Source organism: Nonomuraea sp. NPDC050643, from assembly GCF_040654715.1.
Taxonomy (GTDB): domain Bacteria; phylum Actinomycetota; class Actinomycetes; order Streptosporangiales; family Streptosporangiaceae; genus Nonomuraea.
This window is the reverse complement of the sequence record NZ_JBFAIM010000016.1, coordinates 212,501-227,891: the sequence shown is the minus strand read 5'-3', so window position 1 is coordinate 227,891 and position 15,391 is coordinate 212,501. Positions and strand designations below refer to the sequence as shown.

Annotated in this window: 13 protein-coding genes and 2 pseudogenes; 9 read left to right on the top strand and 6 right to left on the bottom strand. The window is 68.2% G+C overall.

Annotated elements, in window-relative coordinates:
* Together AB0I15_RS23630 and AB0I15_RS23625 are read left to right on the top strand one after the other, a co-directional pair.
* The coding region (locus tag AB0I15_RS23630) for a hypothetical protein (RefSeq protein ID WP_358099183.1) at nucleotides 1-235 on the top strand (235 nt) is incomplete at its 5' end.
* Nucleotides 236-284: 49 nt separating this feature from the next.
* Nucleotides 285-794, top strand: a pseudogene (locus AB0I15_RS23625) (hypothetical protein); the annotation flags it as partial.
* A gap of 435 nt (nucleotides 795-1,229) precedes the next feature.
* Here AB0I15_RS23625 and AB0I15_RS23620 read toward each other — a convergent pair.
* Both AB0I15_RS23620 and AB0I15_RS23615 read right to left on the bottom strand, forming a co-directional pair.
* Nucleotides 1,230-1,643 carry a DUF4279 domain-containing protein gene (locus AB0I15_RS23620; RefSeq protein ID WP_358099180.1) on the bottom strand — a complete coding sequence of 138 codons (414 nt, stop codon included), beginning with the start codon at nucleotides 1,641-1,643 and terminating at the stop codon, nucleotides 1,230-1,232.
* Nucleotides 1,644-1,901: 258 nt separating this feature from the next.
* Nucleotides 1,902-2,114 (bottom strand): hypothetical protein, encoded by a 213-nt coding sequence (locus tag AB0I15_RS23615; RefSeq protein WP_358099177.1) that lies wholly within the window; start codon nucleotides 2,112-2,114, stop codon nucleotides 1,902-1,904.
* Between the two features lie 168 nt (nucleotides 2,115-2,282).
* On the opposite strand from AB0I15_RS23615, the gene sigJ reads away from it, so the two are divergent.
* Complete coding sequence (gene sigJ / locus AB0I15_RS23610) at nucleotides 2,283-3,224, top strand: RNA polymerase sigma factor SigJ (RefSeq protein ID WP_358099174.1); 942 nt, start codon at nucleotides 2,283-2,285, stop codon at nucleotides 3,222-3,224.
* Between the two features lie 82 nt (nucleotides 3,225-3,306).
* Complete coding sequence (locus AB0I15_RS23605; protein WP_358099171.1) at nucleotides 3,307-4,491, top strand: FAD-dependent oxidoreductase; 1,185 nt, start codon at nucleotides 3,307-3,309, stop codon at nucleotides 4,489-4,491.
* A gap of 273 nt (nucleotides 4,492-4,764) precedes the next feature.
* On the opposite strand, the gene AB0I15_RS23600 is transcribed toward AB0I15_RS23605, so the two are convergent.
* On the bottom strand, nucleotides 4,765-5,178 hold the full coding sequence (locus AB0I15_RS23600) for a hypothetical protein (protein ID WP_358099168.1): 414 nt from the start codon (nucleotides 5,176-5,178) through the stop codon (nucleotides 4,765-4,767).
* Nucleotides 5,179-5,620: 442 nt separating this feature from the next.
* Between AB0I15_RS23600 and AB0I15_RS23595 the strand changes: the two genes are divergently transcribed.
* From AB0I15_RS23595 to AB0I15_RS23575, 5 genes and pseudogenes are all read left to right on the top strand, one after another.
* Nucleotides 5,621-6,085 (top strand): phospholipase A2, encoded by a 465-nt coding sequence (locus tag AB0I15_RS23595; protein WP_358099165.1) that lies wholly within the window; start codon nucleotides 5,621-5,623, stop codon nucleotides 6,083-6,085.
* A gap of 193 nt (nucleotides 6,086-6,278) precedes the next feature.
* Nucleotides 6,279-6,794, top strand: a complete 516-nt coding sequence (locus AB0I15_RS23590; protein WP_358099162.1) for a hypothetical protein — start codon at nucleotides 6,279-6,281, stop codon at nucleotides 6,792-6,794.
* Between the two features lie 99 nt (nucleotides 6,795-6,893).
* Nucleotides 6,894-7,982: a serine hydrolase domain-containing protein gene (locus AB0I15_RS23585; protein WP_358099159.1), complete on the top strand. Its 1,089-nt coding sequence runs from the start codon at nucleotides 6,894-6,896 to the stop codon at nucleotides 7,980-7,982.
* A gap of 93 nt (nucleotides 7,983-8,075) precedes the next feature.
* Entirely contained in the window at nucleotides 8,076-9,209 is a 1,134-nt protein-coding gene (locus AB0I15_RS23580) for an epoxide hydrolase family protein (RefSeq protein WP_358099157.1), read from the top strand.
* A gap of 174 nt (nucleotides 9,210-9,383) precedes the next feature.
* Nucleotides 9,384-10,757, top strand: a pseudogene (locus AB0I15_RS23575) (BTAD domain-containing putative transcriptional regulator); the annotation flags it as partial.
* A 1,686-nt stretch (nucleotides 10,758-12,443) separates the two neighbouring features.
* On the opposite strand, the gene AB0I15_RS23570 reads toward AB0I15_RS23575, so the two are convergent.
* The 3 genes from AB0I15_RS23570 to AB0I15_RS23560 all read right to left on the bottom strand — a co-directional run bounded on the left by AB0I15_RS23570 (nucleotide 12,444) and on the right by AB0I15_RS23560 (nucleotide 15,375).
* Nucleotides 12,444-13,280: an ABC transporter permease gene (locus AB0I15_RS23570; RefSeq protein WP_358099154.1), complete on the bottom strand. Its 837-nt coding sequence runs from the start codon at nucleotides 13,278-13,280 to the stop codon at nucleotides 12,444-12,446.
* Nucleotides 13,277-14,353, bottom strand: a complete 1,077-nt coding sequence (locus tag AB0I15_RS23565; RefSeq protein WP_358099151.1) for an ATP-binding cassette domain-containing protein — start codon at nucleotides 14,351-14,353, stop codon at nucleotides 13,277-13,279. Before AB0I15_RS23565 ends, AB0I15_RS23570 begins: the two co-directional genes overlap by 4 nt.
* Nucleotides 14,354-14,454: 101 nt before the next feature.
* Nucleotides 14,455-15,375, bottom strand: coding sequence for a hypothetical protein (locus tag AB0I15_RS23560; protein WP_358099148.1), 921 nt, complete (start codon nucleotides 15,373-15,375; stop codon nucleotides 14,455-14,457).
* Nucleotides 15,376-15,391: the final 16 nt, after the last annotated feature.

The following is a 15,391-nucleotide window of genomic DNA, read 5'->3' as shown; positions in this document are numbered from 1 at the left end:
GCTGGCCATCCTGGTCAGCGAGCTGAACCGGGACGGCAACACGTTCGTCACCCTCAACCCGGCCGATGACAGCGCCGCCTGGTATGCCTCGGTGTTCCTGCTGCCCGACGGCGCCTACGAGGTCGACCTCGGAAACCCGGACAGCAACGAGCGCACGGCCACCCTCCACACCGACCACAACAAGATCGCCCAGCACGTCAGCGACTGGCTGGACGCTCTGCAGCGCACCCGGTGACCAGCCGGCTCATCCGCACACCCTTTGAAAACACTCCCTAGAAGACGATCTCGGTGTCCAATTGCCACCCGTATACCGAGAGTTCCTGCTCCAGGTCGGCCCCGGCGCGGGTCCGTACTACGGCATTTGGGCACCTGAGGAGATCGAAGCAGAAACCGAGGGGGATCCCGCGAAACCCTTCCCCTTCACCCGTCGCGACGCCGAGCAGATCTACAACGCCTGGTATGCATGGGTCCGCGATCCAAAGCCCAACTCCGGTGGCGGCCCCAGCATCCAAGCCCCCGACCCCACACCCGGCTGTATCTTCATCGGCACCCAGGGTTGCTCGGGTGTCACCGCATTGGTAACCGCGGGAGAGCTGACGGGCACAGTGTGGGATGTCTGGCTCGACGAAAGCGCCTGGCGACCAGCCAAAACCGCCCCTGCCAGCTTGGAGAGCGAACTCAACGACCTGACCACACCGATATATCTCGGTCCTACGCCAACCTTCGACGCTTGGTACGAGGCCTGGCTCACACGCGCCGACGCCGAGCTGTCACCTCCAGGACGAACCTCCTGAGCGGTGCGCATTATCACGCAAGCCCCGTTACGCGCGACAGCCGCCAAGTCAAGACCCAACCCCCTTGCCTCCGGCGGGGGCTCGGGCTCCGGGATGATCACGGCTCAACGGCTGAGGTTGGTAGATGGCTGAGGTGGAAGCCTGATCATCCCGCCCACCATCGACCCGGGACAAGCCGAGCAGACCAGGGCCACGGGTACCAGATGGAGCGCCCTACCGGACGAACGATCTGGTACCCGTGGCCCTGGCCCGCTTCCCCTTCGGGCGGGTCGACGGCAGACGGGATGATCAGGCGGGCAGGGTTCGCGCGTTGCGCGGGAAACACCAGGTCGCGGGCTGATCACCGTATAGACGGTGGACGGCGATGAGTTCAACGCTCAGTTCGTGCACCCCGAGGCCCCGCCCATTACCGTGCGAGCGTCTCCATCGCCAGCCCTACGATAAGTCGTACTCGTCGATCCATAGATCGGCTCCAGCTCTGTGAAGAAAACTGATGGCTTCTTCGTCAAGAACGAGCCCTCGCGGGCTGAAGCCCTCTCCCGGTTCGAACGACCGAAGCATGACCAACGTGGCCGCTGCGCCACCAGCGGTCAGCTCTCCGATTCGATCCCAGACGCCGGCCAGCCGGTTCATCAGGGCTTCCACCTGCTCATTGAGTGAGGTGGTGTCCGCAAGGCCGGAGTCGAGCATCCATTCGTGTCGTGGCGGTATCAGGCGCCCACTCTTCCTGCCGCGTCGTAACTCCTTCGCCTCAGATCGAGTCGGCTCGACGCCCACGTATTGGGTGATCTGCCCGGGATCCAGTTCGGCGGACTGGATCATGAAGTAGACCTGCTGCTCGACGATCACGTGGACACGGTAGCGGTTCAAGGATTGGCGGGCGCTTGCACGACTGGGCAGGGGCAGTCGCTTCTGCTGCTCAAGAACTTGATCGTCGTGCCATTAGCGTGCCATTAAGAGCGGTCAGCAGCGGTCAATCACGGTCGCTCGCGGAGCGTTCTCAGCGCAGGTCGAGGCCGTTGCCCTTGAAGATCAGACCGATTTGCAAGCAGGAAGTCAGGAGGTCGAATCTCCTAGGCTCCACCAGCGAAAACACCCCGCCACAGATCACGTGACGGGGTGTTCGTTCCTGGACGGCTCCATAGGCGGTGCCCTGGTCTGCAGTGACACACAGTGGGTGTCGAAGCCCAGGGCAATGTCCTGATCGTCAGGCTCATAGGTGCAGCACTGGAAGGTGAGCTCCATGCCGTCACCGTCTTCGGTATCGCTCACACCGGCGGACATAGCCCCGGCGATCGGAGCGGTGAATCTGATCGTCATGGTGGGAGGGTGGCCGCACGACATTGAGTGGTTATTGAAGCTTGGGTGCTTTGGTTTTCCCGAGGTCAGGGTGCTTTCGCGGGTTGGGGGCCAATTGAACAGGCGGCCGTGTTCACGTGAGGGGAGAGGTGCAGAGCGCGTGCGTTGGCGCGCCGTTAGGATCGGGACATGCCTTTGACGGTGGATGACGTCGATCGGTTCGAGCTATCGAGGCCCCGTCTGGAGGCCATCGCCTACCGTCTCCTCGGCTCCGCGGACGAGGCGGAGGACGTCGTGCAGGAGACGTTCCTGCGCTGGCAGGCCGCCGATGTCGATCGCGTCGAGGTTCCCGAGGCTTGGCTGACGAAGGTCCTCACCAACCTGTGCCTCAACCAGCTCACCTCCGCGCGGGCGCGTCGCGAGACCTATGTGGGTCAGTGGCTTCCCGAGCCGCTGCTCGCCGGGGACCCCATGCTCGGCCCGGCCGACACCGCCGAGCAGCGCGAATCGGTCTCGTACGCGGTTCTCACCCTCATGGAGCGCCTGTCTCCCAACGAGCGGGCCGTTTACGTGCTGCGGGAGGCGTTCGACTACCCGCACCGGGAGATCGCCGAGATCCTCGCCATCACCGAGGTGGCCAGCCAGCAGATCCTTCACCGTGCCAAGAAGCATGTCGCGTACGGCAAGGCCCGCGCCGAGATCGACGAGGTTGCCGCCCGGCGGATCGTCGAGGAGTTTCTGGCTGCCGCCACCAGCGGCGAGACCGAACCGCTCGTGCGCCTGCTCACCGCGGACGCCGTCTCCATCGGTGACGGCGGAGGGAAGGTTCCGGCGCGTACCAAGGCGTTCGAGGGAGCCGTCGCGGTCGCGAAGTTCGTGTGGGGCATGTTCAAGCCCGCCGAGGCCAAGCGCGTCATCGTCGGCGGCTCGCCCGAGATCTACGCCTGGACCGCCAATGGCGAACCCGCCGTCGTGGCCGTCGTGGAGGGCCGGGTCGTCGCGATCATGTGCCTGGAGGTCACCGCCGAGGGCATCACCGCCTGCCGTACCCAGGCGAACCCCGACAAGCTCGAACGCGCGACCGAGCAATGGGTGGCGGCAAGCCATGGAGAGCCTCTGCTCATCATGTGACGTGTCTCACATGCCGCTCCTGTCAGGAATCGGCGGGCCATCCGGTTCAAGTGGCGAATCCGAACCGGACAGGAGCCAGAAAATGCCGCACCGCATCGTCGTTCTCGGAGCCGGATACACCGGAGCCAGCGCCGCCGGCCGCCTCGCCAAGCGGCTGCGCCGCGAGGACGTCGCCATCACCCTCGTCAACGCCGAGCCCGACTTCGTCGAACGCGTCCGCAACCACCAGTTGGCGGCCGGCCAGGACCTCAAGCCCCGGCCGCTCGGCGAGATGTACGCCGGCACCGGCGTCGAACTGAGGCTCGGGCAGGTCACCGGCGTCGACGTCGACCGCAGGACCGTCGCCGTCACCGGCGCGAACGGTACGGAAGAGCTGGCATACGACACCCTCGTGTACGCCCTCGGCAGCGGCTGGAACAGCCAAGCCGTACCCGGGACCGCGGAGCACGCCCACCAGATCGCCGGCCGTACCGGAGCACTCGGGCTGCGCGAGCGCCTGGCGAGCCTCGAAGCCGGGCAGACCGTGGTGGTGGTCGGCGGTGGGCTCACCGGCGTGGAGGCCTCAACCGAGATCGCCGAGGCCCGCCCGGACCTCGACGTCGCCCTCGCCGCCGACGGCGCCCTCGGCGACTGGCTCTCACCCAAGGGCCGCGAGCATGTGCGGAAGGTCTTCGGCAAGCTCGGCATCACCGCGTACGAGCACACCGCCATCACCGGGGTCGAAGCCGACCACGTCACCACCGCCGACGGCAGGGTCATCCCCGCAGCGGTCACCGTGTGGACCGCCGGTTTCGCGGTTCACCCGATCGCGAAGGCGACCTTCCTGGAGGTTTCCGGCACCGGCCAGATCGTGGTCGACCGGACCATGCGCTCGGTCTCACACCCCGATGTGTACGCCGTCGGCGACGCGGCCATGGCGATCGGCGCCGGAGACAAGCCGCTGCGGATGTCATGCGCCTCGGGAATCCCAACCGCCTGGCTGGCCGCCGACGCCATCGCGGCGCGCCTGACCGGCCGGAAGGTCCCGGACAAGACGATCGGCTACGCCAACCAGTGCATCTCACTGGGCCGCAAGGAGGGCCTGATCCAGTACGTCACGGCCGACGACCATGCCAAGCAGATGGTCCTGCGGGGCCGGCTGGCCGCCGTCTACAAGGAACTGATCTGCAAGAGCGCCGCATGGAGCGCCGCCAACCCGACACTGGGGATGCCGACCCGGCGCCACCGCGTCACGCATGAGCGGACGCTGAGGCAGGAGACCGTGTGAACGTGGCCATGGACGACCTTTCCGTGCCCGCCGATCGCCGAGGTCCTTACGCGGGATCACACCTCTGAACCAGGATGCGGGTGGGCAAAGCTCGCGTATCGCCCGCTGGGCAAGCAAGCATCCTCCTGGAACACATCCTTTTGCCGAGGTCAAAGCATGGGCTTCACCCGGATCAACCAAATGAGAGGCGCCGGCAGAGCCTGCGCCTCTCTCGGGATGGCTGGTTTGGATGGCGGGGTCGTGTCCCAGTTGTGCTCGCGGGTTTCGGGCGGCTCAGTTGTAGGGGTTGTCGTAGGTCACGGACTTGGTGCGGCTGTTGTAGGTGTTGCCGGGATAGAACCAGCCGCCCGTCACGTACAGGGTGACGTTCGTCAGCGTGGTGGAGTGGGTGTATTCACCGTCGTAGAGGAACAGGGACAACTGGCACCCCGCGGGAGCGGTCGTCGTGCCCGTCCGGCTCGGGTAGAAGACCGAGCTGCCGTTGACGGAGACGTAGAAGTTCGGCATGGGGTAGGAGCCGCTCCCCCAGCACAGCCGGAGTGAATACCTGAACTTCGTGTTCCCGTCGTCGAACGCCAGCGTGCCGCTCAACTGGGCGAGCATGATCGACGGGCCGGCGTTCGAGATCACCGTGAGGGACACGGTCTGGTCCGGACCGTAGGTGGCGTGCGCGGGAGTGACGGGCATCAGGATTGCCGCGAGTGTCGCGATGACGAGGGCGACGGAGCCGGCCGCGCGACGTGCTGTGGAACGTGTCAATTCCAACCTCATCTCTTTCATGATGTCGGCGGAGCGCGCACGGAGGATATTGTCGGGGCCTTCATACGTCCAGAGAGACGATGGAGAATCGCTGATTCGGTCGGGCGTTAACCGGGGGCATGGAAGTTCGAGCGTGGGTGGGTGAGGTGTGCCACCAGGTCGGGGATCGGCCCTGAAGAACCGTAATGCCGGCATCGCGGGTGAAATTTTCATGCCATCGGGATTCCAGCGCTCTGGGTCCGCTTATCGGGGGATCGCCTGGAACGGTATGGCGGAGGTATGTTCGCGCGCCGCTTCGACCGTGATTGTTTGCTGTTTCGCACGACGGGCCGAAACCCTGGTGAATCATCTTCCCCGACGAGGAGGACTCGTGCGAACGACGGCAATCCTGGTGACCGCCACGATGGCATTATCACTGGTCAGCACACCGGCAACGGCGGCGGCGGATGCCAGCCTGAACGTGGCTCTGTCGCTCACCAAGAACACCGCCAGCAGTCAGACCTACTGGGCCAACATGCGCCGCAACAAGAACGAGCCCTATGTCATGAAGTGGGGCTTCAACTGGAACACCGACGGCTGCTCGGTGCCCAGGAAGATCGGTAACTCGGACTATTGGAAGGGAGTCTTCCAGACGCCCTGCGCTCGCCACGACTTCGGCTACCGAAACGTCAAGCGGCTCGCGAGCTCCAGTAAGTGGAAGAACACCTACAAGAAGGCCGTGGACGACGCGTTCCTTTTCGATATGGGCAACGTGTGCGTGAAATTCTCCAAGACGAAGAAGGCGGCGTGCCGAATTGCGGCGGCGGCGTTCTACGGAGCGGTCAGGGCTCTCTGAACCCAGGGGGCTGCACGTCTCTGTGCCCCGGGTCAGCCAGGTGATCAGGAAGCGGGAACGCGCCATCGGTGCCGAGCTGTTCGCGCGGAACAGCCGCGGAACAGCTCGGCACCGATGGCCGTGCGATGTCGTGTCAGCGGCCGTGTCAGCACGGCAACGGCCCGGTATCAGGGCGGTCGGCGAAGCTCAGCACATGAACGGTTCAGCGATCGCGGTCACGGGGCCGGGTGCGACCCCGGTCGGCGCGATCAAGAACTCCGAGCAGCACCTGGACGGCCTTCCGCCGTTCCATCACGTGAACAGGAGCAACACCATGTCGATCATCCTTACCGACCAGGACAAGCTCACCCTGCGTACCGCCGCGTGGGGTGCCGTCTCGCTGATGTCGGCCGCCGGTGCCGCCGGGTCGGCGCACAAGGTCGCCACGCACGGCTCCATCGCCTTGACCTCCGCCACCGGCCCGGTCGGGCACGTGCTCACCAAGGCGCCCAAGGGCGTCAAGTACGGCAAGACCGTCGCCGAACTCGCCGACCAGGTGCTGCCCGCCCTGACCGCCTCCATGACCCTGCTCAAGCGGCAGGACCCGGCCGAGGCCGACAACTTCCGCAGCACCGTCAACGTCGCCATCGACGCCGCCACCCACACCCAGTCCAGCCCGACCCTGGCCGACATGGCTCGCAAGATCAACGAAGCCCTCGACGCCGCCTGAAGGAAACCCGACCAGCTCGTCACGGGGTCCGGAGAGGAAGGACCCCTGGACGGCTGGCCGTCCGTTCACTTGAATTCCGGATCTGAAGGAGTCACCACCATGTCCACCACTGTCACCGCGCAGGACCGCCCTGAGCTGCAGAAGGTCATCCAGGAGATCGTCGATCTCGGTTTCGTCGGAGTGCAGCTTCACGTGCACGATGAGCGGGGCGAATGGGCCGGTAGCGCCGGGTTGAGCAAGCTCGGCGAGATCGAGAAGCCGCCGGCCAATGGACACGTCCGGATCGGCAGCGTCACCAAGACCTTCACCGCGACCCTGGTGCTGCAACTGGTGGGCGAGGGCAGGATCGAGCTGGACACCCCGGCGGCGGACCACCTGCCCGAGCTCGGACTGGACGAGCGGATCACGGTGCGGATGCTGCTGCAGCACACCAGCGGGGTGTTCAACTTCACCGGCGACTACTACCCCGAGTTCGTGCCGGGGATCGTCTGGTCGGGCCAGGCGTGGGTGGACGACCGGTTCAGGATCTACCGGCCGCAGGAGCTGGTGGAGCTGGCGTTGTCCAAGCCGGCGAGGTTCGAGCCGGGGACGGACTGGAGCTATTCCAACACCAACTACGTGCTGGCCAGGCTGCTGATCGAGAAGGTCACCGGCCATACCTTCGCCGAGGAGCTGCAGCGGCTGATCGTGGGGCCGCTCGGGCTGTCGGGCACCATGGCGCCGACCACCCAGACGGAGATCCCCGAGCCGCACGCCCACCCGTACTACCGCTACGAGGAGGACGGCGAGCAGAAGACGGTCGACGTCAGCAGCCAGAACCCCTCCTGGATCTCCAGCGGCGGCGACATGATCTCGACCCCCCAGGACCTGCACACGTTCATCTCCGCGCTGGTGGGCGGCAGGCTCCTGCCGGCGCCGCTGCTGGCCGAGATGTGCGCGCCGGAGTCCAAGGTCGGCTACGGCCTGGGCGTGTTCGTACAGCCCCTTGAGGGCGGTGGCACTGTCATCACCCACAACGGCGGCCACGGGGGCCACGCGGGGCTGATGTACAGCACGCCCGACGGCGGCACGACCCTGACCGGGGCGCTGAACTATGTGGACGACGCCGACCTGTCCATGGGCGAGGCGTTTCAGAAGGCGACGCAGAGGCTCGTCAACGAGGTGTTCGGCGGCGGCCAAGCCCAGTGAACATCCAGGCAAGCCCAGTGAACATCTAGGAAGGTACTCGACCCAGATGCCTTCTACCGTCGACCCCGCCTGTCACGACACATCGGGAGAGACATGAGTACCGAGATCCGCCCATTCCAGATCGACATCGCCCCGGCCGATCTGGACGACCTGAACGACCGGCTGGACCGCGCTCGCTGGCCCCAGGAGCTGCCCGGTGACGGATGGGGCCGCGGCATCCCCGTCACCTACCTCCAAGAACTCGCCGGCTACTGGCGCGACCAGTACGACTGGCGTCGTCACGAGGCGAGACTGAACCGGTTCCCGCAGTTCATGACCGAGATCGACGGTCAGGACGTCCATTTCCTGCACGTACGGTCGGCCGACCCCGCCGCTCTGCCGCTGATCCTCACGCACGGCTGGCCGAACTCGTTCGTGGAGTTCACCGAGCTCATCGGCCACCTCACCGACCCCCTCGCGCACGGCGGCGATCCGGCTCAGGCCTTCCACGTCGTCGTGCCCTCGGTGCCGGGCTTCGGATTCTCCGCGCCGCCGCGCGGCACCGGCTGGACCGCGACCCGCGTGGCGCGGATCTGGGCGGAGCTGATGGGCCGGCTGGGTTACGAGCGGTACGGCGCGGAAGGCGGGGATTTCGGCGCCTATGTCGCTCCGGAGTTGGCGAAGGTCGCCCCGGACCAGGTGGCCGGCGTCTATGTCGTCGGCGGCCTCGGCTTCCCTGCGGAGAAGGACCTTCCGGAGCTGACGGAGGAGGAGCAGGCCGCCTTCACCCGGCTGATGGCACAGGACTGGATGAACGGGGTCGACCACCATGCGCTGCTGCGTGCGGCTCCGCAGACCTTCGCGTACGGGTGGCATGACTCCCCACTCGCGGCGCTGGCCTGGATGACTCAGAAGTTCCACGAGTTCAACGCCACCGGGAAGCCTCTGGCGCAGGTGATCGACCGGGACCTGTTCCTGACCAACGTGAGCGTGTACTGGTTCACCGGGACGTCCGGAACGTCGGCCTGGCCGTACTACGACAGCAGTGGCTTCGGCTGGCCGGAAGGGCAGACCGTCGCGCCGACCGGCGTTTACAGCGGACCGCCCGGCATCCGCCGGCTCGCGGAGCGCCACAACACGATCTTGCACTGGCCGGAGGACAACCCTGCCGGGCACCATTTCATCGCCATGGACCAACCGGCTCACTTCGCCGCCGACATCCGTACGTTCTTCGCCAAGGTCCGCTGACCGGTCGCCCGGTCCTCTCCGGGTGACCCGCGTCCCGTCAGGTCTGCGCTCTCAACCGCGTCTCGTCCGTAAGCTGAAGGGGTGTCCCCGGCGCTGGTCCTGCTCGACGACGTCCGCTGGCGAGGCGTGCGCGTGGTCGGCGATCGCGCGCAGACCCTGCTGGCCGTCCTCGCCATGCACGGGCGCGCCGGGGTCAGCGTCGAGCGCCTGGTCGAGGAGCTGTGGCCCGACGAGGCGCCGGCCAACCCGGCGAAGGCGCTGCAGGTGGTCATCTCGCGGACCAGGGCGGTGACGTGCGCCGACGTCGCGGTGCGGATGCCGCACGGCTACCGGCTCGGGCTGCTCGCCGGCCAGGTGGACGCGCTGCTGCTCGGCACGCTGGTGGAGCAGGCGCGGGCCGCACTGGGCGAGGACGACATGGCGCTCGCGCGCCGCCGCGCCGAAGAGGCCATGGGGCTCGTGGGCGGCGGCCTCGACGGCGCGACGGGCCCACTGGCCGAGCTGAGGGGCGTCGCGGCGGGGTGGGTGGCCGAGGCGCGGCGGGTGGCGGCGATCGCGCGGAGCCGCGGCGGCGCTCACGAGGGCGCGCTGCCGCTGCTGGAGGAGGCCGCCGCCGACCGGCCGCACGACGAGGAACTGCTCGCCTGCCTGCTGCGCAGCGAGGCCGCCGTACGTGGCGCCGCCGCCGCTCTGGAGCGGTACGAGCGCTATCGCGTGGGCCTGGTCGCGCGGCTCGGCACCGGGCCGGGGCCCGAGCTCGCCCGCGTGTACGCCGAACTCCTCGTCGCCGACCGGCCGGTACGCGAGGGCATCCTGTTCGACGGTTCCTCGCTGCTCGGCCGCGACGGCGACATCCGTGCGGTGCACGCCCTGCTGCAGACCAACCGCGTGGTCTCCATCATCGGCCCCGGCGGACTGGGCAAGACGCGGCTGGCCCACGTCGTCGGCCGGAACGCCACGCAGCCCATCGCCCATTTCGTCGAGCTCGTCAGCGTCTCCTCGCCGGAGGGCGTGGTGGGCGAGGTGGGCTCGGCGCTCGGCGTCCGCGACTCGGTCAGCGGGCGTCGTACCCTGACCCTTGAGCAGCGCTCCGACGTACGCGCCCGGATCGCCCAGCATCTCGACCAGGCCCCGGCGCTGCTGATCCTGGACAACTGCGAGCACGTGATCGAGGCCGTCGCCGACCTGGTGGCGTTCCTGACCGTGACGACCCGCGACCTGCGGGTGCTCATCACCTCGCGTGCCCCCTTGTCGATCCCCGCCGAACGCGTCTACCTGCTCGGCGAGCTGCCCACGGGCGACGCGGTGGAGCTGTTCCGCCAGCGCGCCACCGCCGCCCGGCCGGACGTGCGGATCGACGAGAGGGCGGTCGAGGAGGTCGTCGCCCGCCTCGACGGGCTGCCGCTCGCGATCGAGCTGGCCGCGGCCAGGGTGCGGGCGATGTCGGTGGAGGAGATCGCGCGGCGCCTGGCGGACCGGTTCGCCCTGCTGCGCGGAGGGAACCGGACGGCTCCCGACCGGCACAAGACGCTGCTCGCGGTCATCGACTGGTCGTGGAATCTGCTGGAGGAGCCGGAACGGCAGGCGTTGCGGTGGTTGTCGCTGTTCGGCGACGGGTTCACGCTGGCCGCGGCCGAGCACGTACTCGGCCCGGACATCCTGCACGTCATAGACGCGCTGACCGAGCAGTCGATGCTGAGCGTCCGCGAGACGACGCACGGCCTGCGCTACCGGATGCTGGAGACCGTCAGGGAGTTCGGGCGGATGCGGCTGAAGGAGGCCGGCGAGGAGGGCCCCGCCCGGGCGGCGCAGCGGGCCTGGGCCACGGCGTACGCCCTCGAACACGTCACCCGGCTGTTCAGCCCGGCGCAGTTCGCGGCGGCCGACGCGTTGCACGCCGAGGAGAGCAACCTCGCCGAACTGCTCCGGCAGGCGCTCGGTGAGGACGATCCCGTCACGACGGTCCAGTTGCTGGCCGGCATCGGCGCGCTGTGGTCGATCCGTGGCGACCATTCCCGGGTGTTCGCCCACCGGGAGGCGATCGCCCAGGTGATCAACGGCTGGCGGCCGCCGCCGCACCTCGTCGAGGTGACCAGGGCCGCCGTGCTGATCACGCTCAGCAACCTCATGGTCGTCACCGATCGCCGCGACGACCCGCTGCGCCATCTTCTCCGTACGCTGCCCACCAGCGATGAGACGAACCCCCGCGTGGCGGCGATGGCCACGGTGCTGCTCGCGTGCGACGTGATCGAGGGCGCCGACGTACGCCGTCGGCTGGCGGAGTTGAGCCGGAGCGCCGACCGTGAGGTGGCCCTGGCCGCGATGCAGACGAACGTCCACGTCCTGGAGAACGCGGGAAAGGCGGCCGAGGCGATCGAGGTCGCCGAGCGGGCCCTGACGATGTTCCGCGAGGACGAGGGACCGTGGTCCGCCGCGATCATGCACGCCGTGCTGGCCCACCTGGTCATGCAGCTCGGCGATCGCCGGCGGGCGGTCGGACACGCGCGAGCCGCCATCCCGGTGCTGAGCCGCCTCGGCGCCGCGGACGACGAGACCCAGCTCCGCGCGCTGCTGATGGTCACCGCACTCGTCGACGGCGACCTCGACACCGCGGAGGCCGAGCTCGCCGAGATCACCCGGATCAACGACAACCAGGTGGTGCTCGGCGGGGTGGCGATCGTCTCGCTGAGCGCGGCCGAGCTCGCCCTCGCCCGCGGCGAGACGGCCGCCGCGCTCGCCGAATACCGCCGGGCCGTCCAGCGGTCGAACGACCTGCGCCTGCCCGGGATGCCGTACGCGGAGTTCACGCCGTGGGCGGTCATCGCGATGTCGGTCGCCCTGACGGCGTACGCCTACCACGCCGCCCCGGAAGACGTCCGGTACGGCGAGGAGCTGTTCGCCACCGTCCTGGGCTACGACCTGCTGACCAAGGAGAACCCCATCCTCGACTACCCGGTCTGCGGCTCGATGCTCTTCGGGCTCGGCGCCTGGGGGTTGCTGCGGGGAGCGCTGGCGTCCGGTGACGCGATCAGGTTGCTGGTGCTGGCCGAGCGGTTCGCGTACAACAGCGCCATGCCCTGCATGACCTTCGAGCGGATCGAACCGTACGCGGAGCGGGCCGCGTCCGGGCTGATCGCGGCCGTGCGGGCCGAGTACGGCGACCGGCGCGGCCCCGACCTGCTCGACGAGGCGAAGGCGCTCGTTGAGCGGGTCTCCGGGCGTGACGGGCGGGGGTCACATGTGCCGCTTGTAACTGCGTACCGACAGCGGCGCGAAGATCGCGATGACGACCAGGCACGCCAGGAGCGTCCAGGCCACCTCGCCGGTGACGAGGGCGCTGTTGGCGAGGTCGCGGGTGGCCGTGACCAGGTGTGAGACCGGGTTGATCCGGACGAACGAGGCCAGCCAGCCGGGCAGGGTCTCGACCGGGACGAACGCGTTCGACAGGAACGTCAGCGGGAACAAGATCATCATAGAGATGCCCTGCACGGCCTGGGCGCTCCGGGCGATCGTGCCGACCCAGGTGAAGACCCACGCCAGCGACCAGCCCGTGAAGATCGACAGCAGGACCGCGGCGAGCACGCCGCCCACTCCGCCGCCCGGACGATAACCCATCACCAGGCCCATGCCGAACGTCAGCGTGGCTGCGATCGTGTAGCGCAGCAGGTCGGCCACCATCGGGCCGGCCAGCGGCGCGATCCGGGCGATCGGCAGCGACTTGAACCGGTCGAAGACGCCCTTCTCCATGTCCTCGCGGAGCTGCGTACCCGTGGCCATGCACGTCGTCAGCACGGTCTGGGCGAGGATGCCGGGGATCATCAGGGGGAGATAGCTCTGCACGTCGCCCGCGATGGCGCCGCCGAAGATGAAGGCGAACATCGCGGTGAACAGGATGGGCTGCAGCGCCACGTCGAAGAACTGCTCCGGGTTGCGGCGCATCTTCTTCAGCGCCCGCCACGCCATCGTCAGGGTCTGGGCGAGCGTCTCGCCCATGGAGATGCGCCTCCGGGCGGCCGCCACGCGATCGGCGGCCCGGACCGCCTCGCGGGTGGGTGCGGTCATGGTGCTCATCGGTTCTCCTCCGTGCCGATCGTGCCGTTCATGCCGTTCATGCCGATCGTGTCGATCGTGTCGTTCTCGTCCGTCTCGTGGCTGTCCGTCTCGTGGCCGGTGAGGGCGAGGAACACCTCGTCCAGGCTGGGCTTGGCCACGCTGACCGAAGTGATCGACACCCCGGCGGTGCGCAGCGCGATCAGCACGTCCGCGGCCAGGCCGGCCTGGTCGAGGGCGACGTTGAGGCGGCCCTGCGCCGGGCTGAGCACCGGCTCGGAGCCGAGGACACGCCGTACGACCTCCACGGCGGTGGGCACCTCGCCCGGTTCGGCGAGCAGCAACTGGAGGGTGGAGTTGCCGACCGCCGTCTTCAGCTCGTCGGGGGTGCCCTCGGCGACCTTGCGGCCGTGGTCGATGACGGCGACGCGATCGGCGAGCTGGTCGGCCTCGTCCAGATACTGCGTGGTCAGCAGCACGGTGCAGCCGTCGGCGACCAAGCCGCGGATGGTTTTCCACATCTGGCCGCGCGTACGTGGGTCGAGACCGGTGGTCGGCTCGTCGAGGAAGATCAGCGGCGGCCTGGTGATCAGGCTGGCCGCCAGGTCGAGGCGGCGGCGCATGCCACCGGAGAACTGCGCGATCGGCCTGTCGGCGGCCTCCTCCAGCTCGAATTGGCCCAGCAGTTCGCCGGCGATGCGCCGGGCGCGTGGCGCGGCGATGCCCTGCAGGCGGCTGAAGAGCCAGAGGTTCTCGCGGGCGGTCAGGTTCTCGTCGACGGAGGCGTACTGTCCGGTGACGCCGACGAGCTGGCGGATCATGTGCGGGTTGGCGGCCACGTCGACCCCGAAGATCTCGGCCCGGCCCGCGTCGATCTTCAACAGGGTGGCCAGCATGCGTAGCGTGGTGGTCTTGCCGGCGCCGTTCGGGCCGAGAACGCCGAAGATCTCGCCGGGGCGTACGTCCAGGTCGATCCCGTCTACGGCACGGTGCTCGCCGAACGTCTTCACCAGCCCTTCCGCGCGTACGGCCAGATCGGCGCCTCCGTCGGAGGCCGGGCCGCCCCCGGTGCGTCCGAGTTTCGTAATGGTCATGGCATTACTCTCGGCGACGCCGGTTTCACGGCACCCTCGGCCGGTTTCACCGGTTGCCGCACCGCGCGGTTCCGGCGGCAACCCTGCGAAAGCGGAAGTCGCTAGAACCCCAGGCCGAGGAGCACCGTGTGAGCGTCGTCCGGGCTGTGGACGCGCTTGCCCAGCTTCGTCATGGACGACACCTTCTCCGTCTTGAGAACCTCGACGAGGTGCCGTGCCAGCCGGTCGCCATCCACCTCGCCAGGGCCGCCCGCGTCGAACGTCCACGATCGCACGGTCCGCTCGACCCGCTGCGACCAGCCCGATCCTTCATCCGGCGAGAAATACTTGAACCGGCCCACGACGGTCAGCCGCTCGGCAGAACGGATGGTGAAAACCTCGCGATTCCCCCCGAACACGGTGACGCTCACGCTTCTGCCGGTCGCGCACGTCTCGGCGGGCAGCGTATGAAGGAACGCGGACAGCAGAGGCGGCAGCGCCGCCCACCGAGGCACCCGCCACCCGCCCGGCGTGCTGAGCCCTTCGTTGGCGGCGTTCAGATATTCGATGACGAAACCACCCGGCAACTGCGCCGGCTCGCCCCATTCGAAGGAGGCCTGCCGCCATTCCTCATACGGCTCCGTCGGCTGCAGGGAAAGCTCCGCGCCGGTCTCGGTGGCGCGCAATTCGAGCGATTCGCTGCCGGGCCGCCGCCAGCGCAGGAAAGGGGCTCCCCAATCCGGCGACCGCTCGTACCAGGGGCCTATGGGGCCGTGACCGCCGACACTGTCAGCAGGTCCGATCGCCTCCTCCACCGCCTCGGCATGCCGCCGGAACGCGGTGACCGGCTCTCCCTCCAAGGAAATGGGGACGACGAGACCGCGAAACTCTCGCGTACCGGCGTAGCGCCGCTCGTGATCCTGCACCGGCACCAACCGGCCCCGCTCTTCGACCAGCGGCCGCAACACCTCACCGGACCAGTCGCCGGGCTCCACCTCACGCCACAGCCATCCGGCGATACCGGCGATGTCGTCCTTGCTCATAGGCGCGATCTTAGGA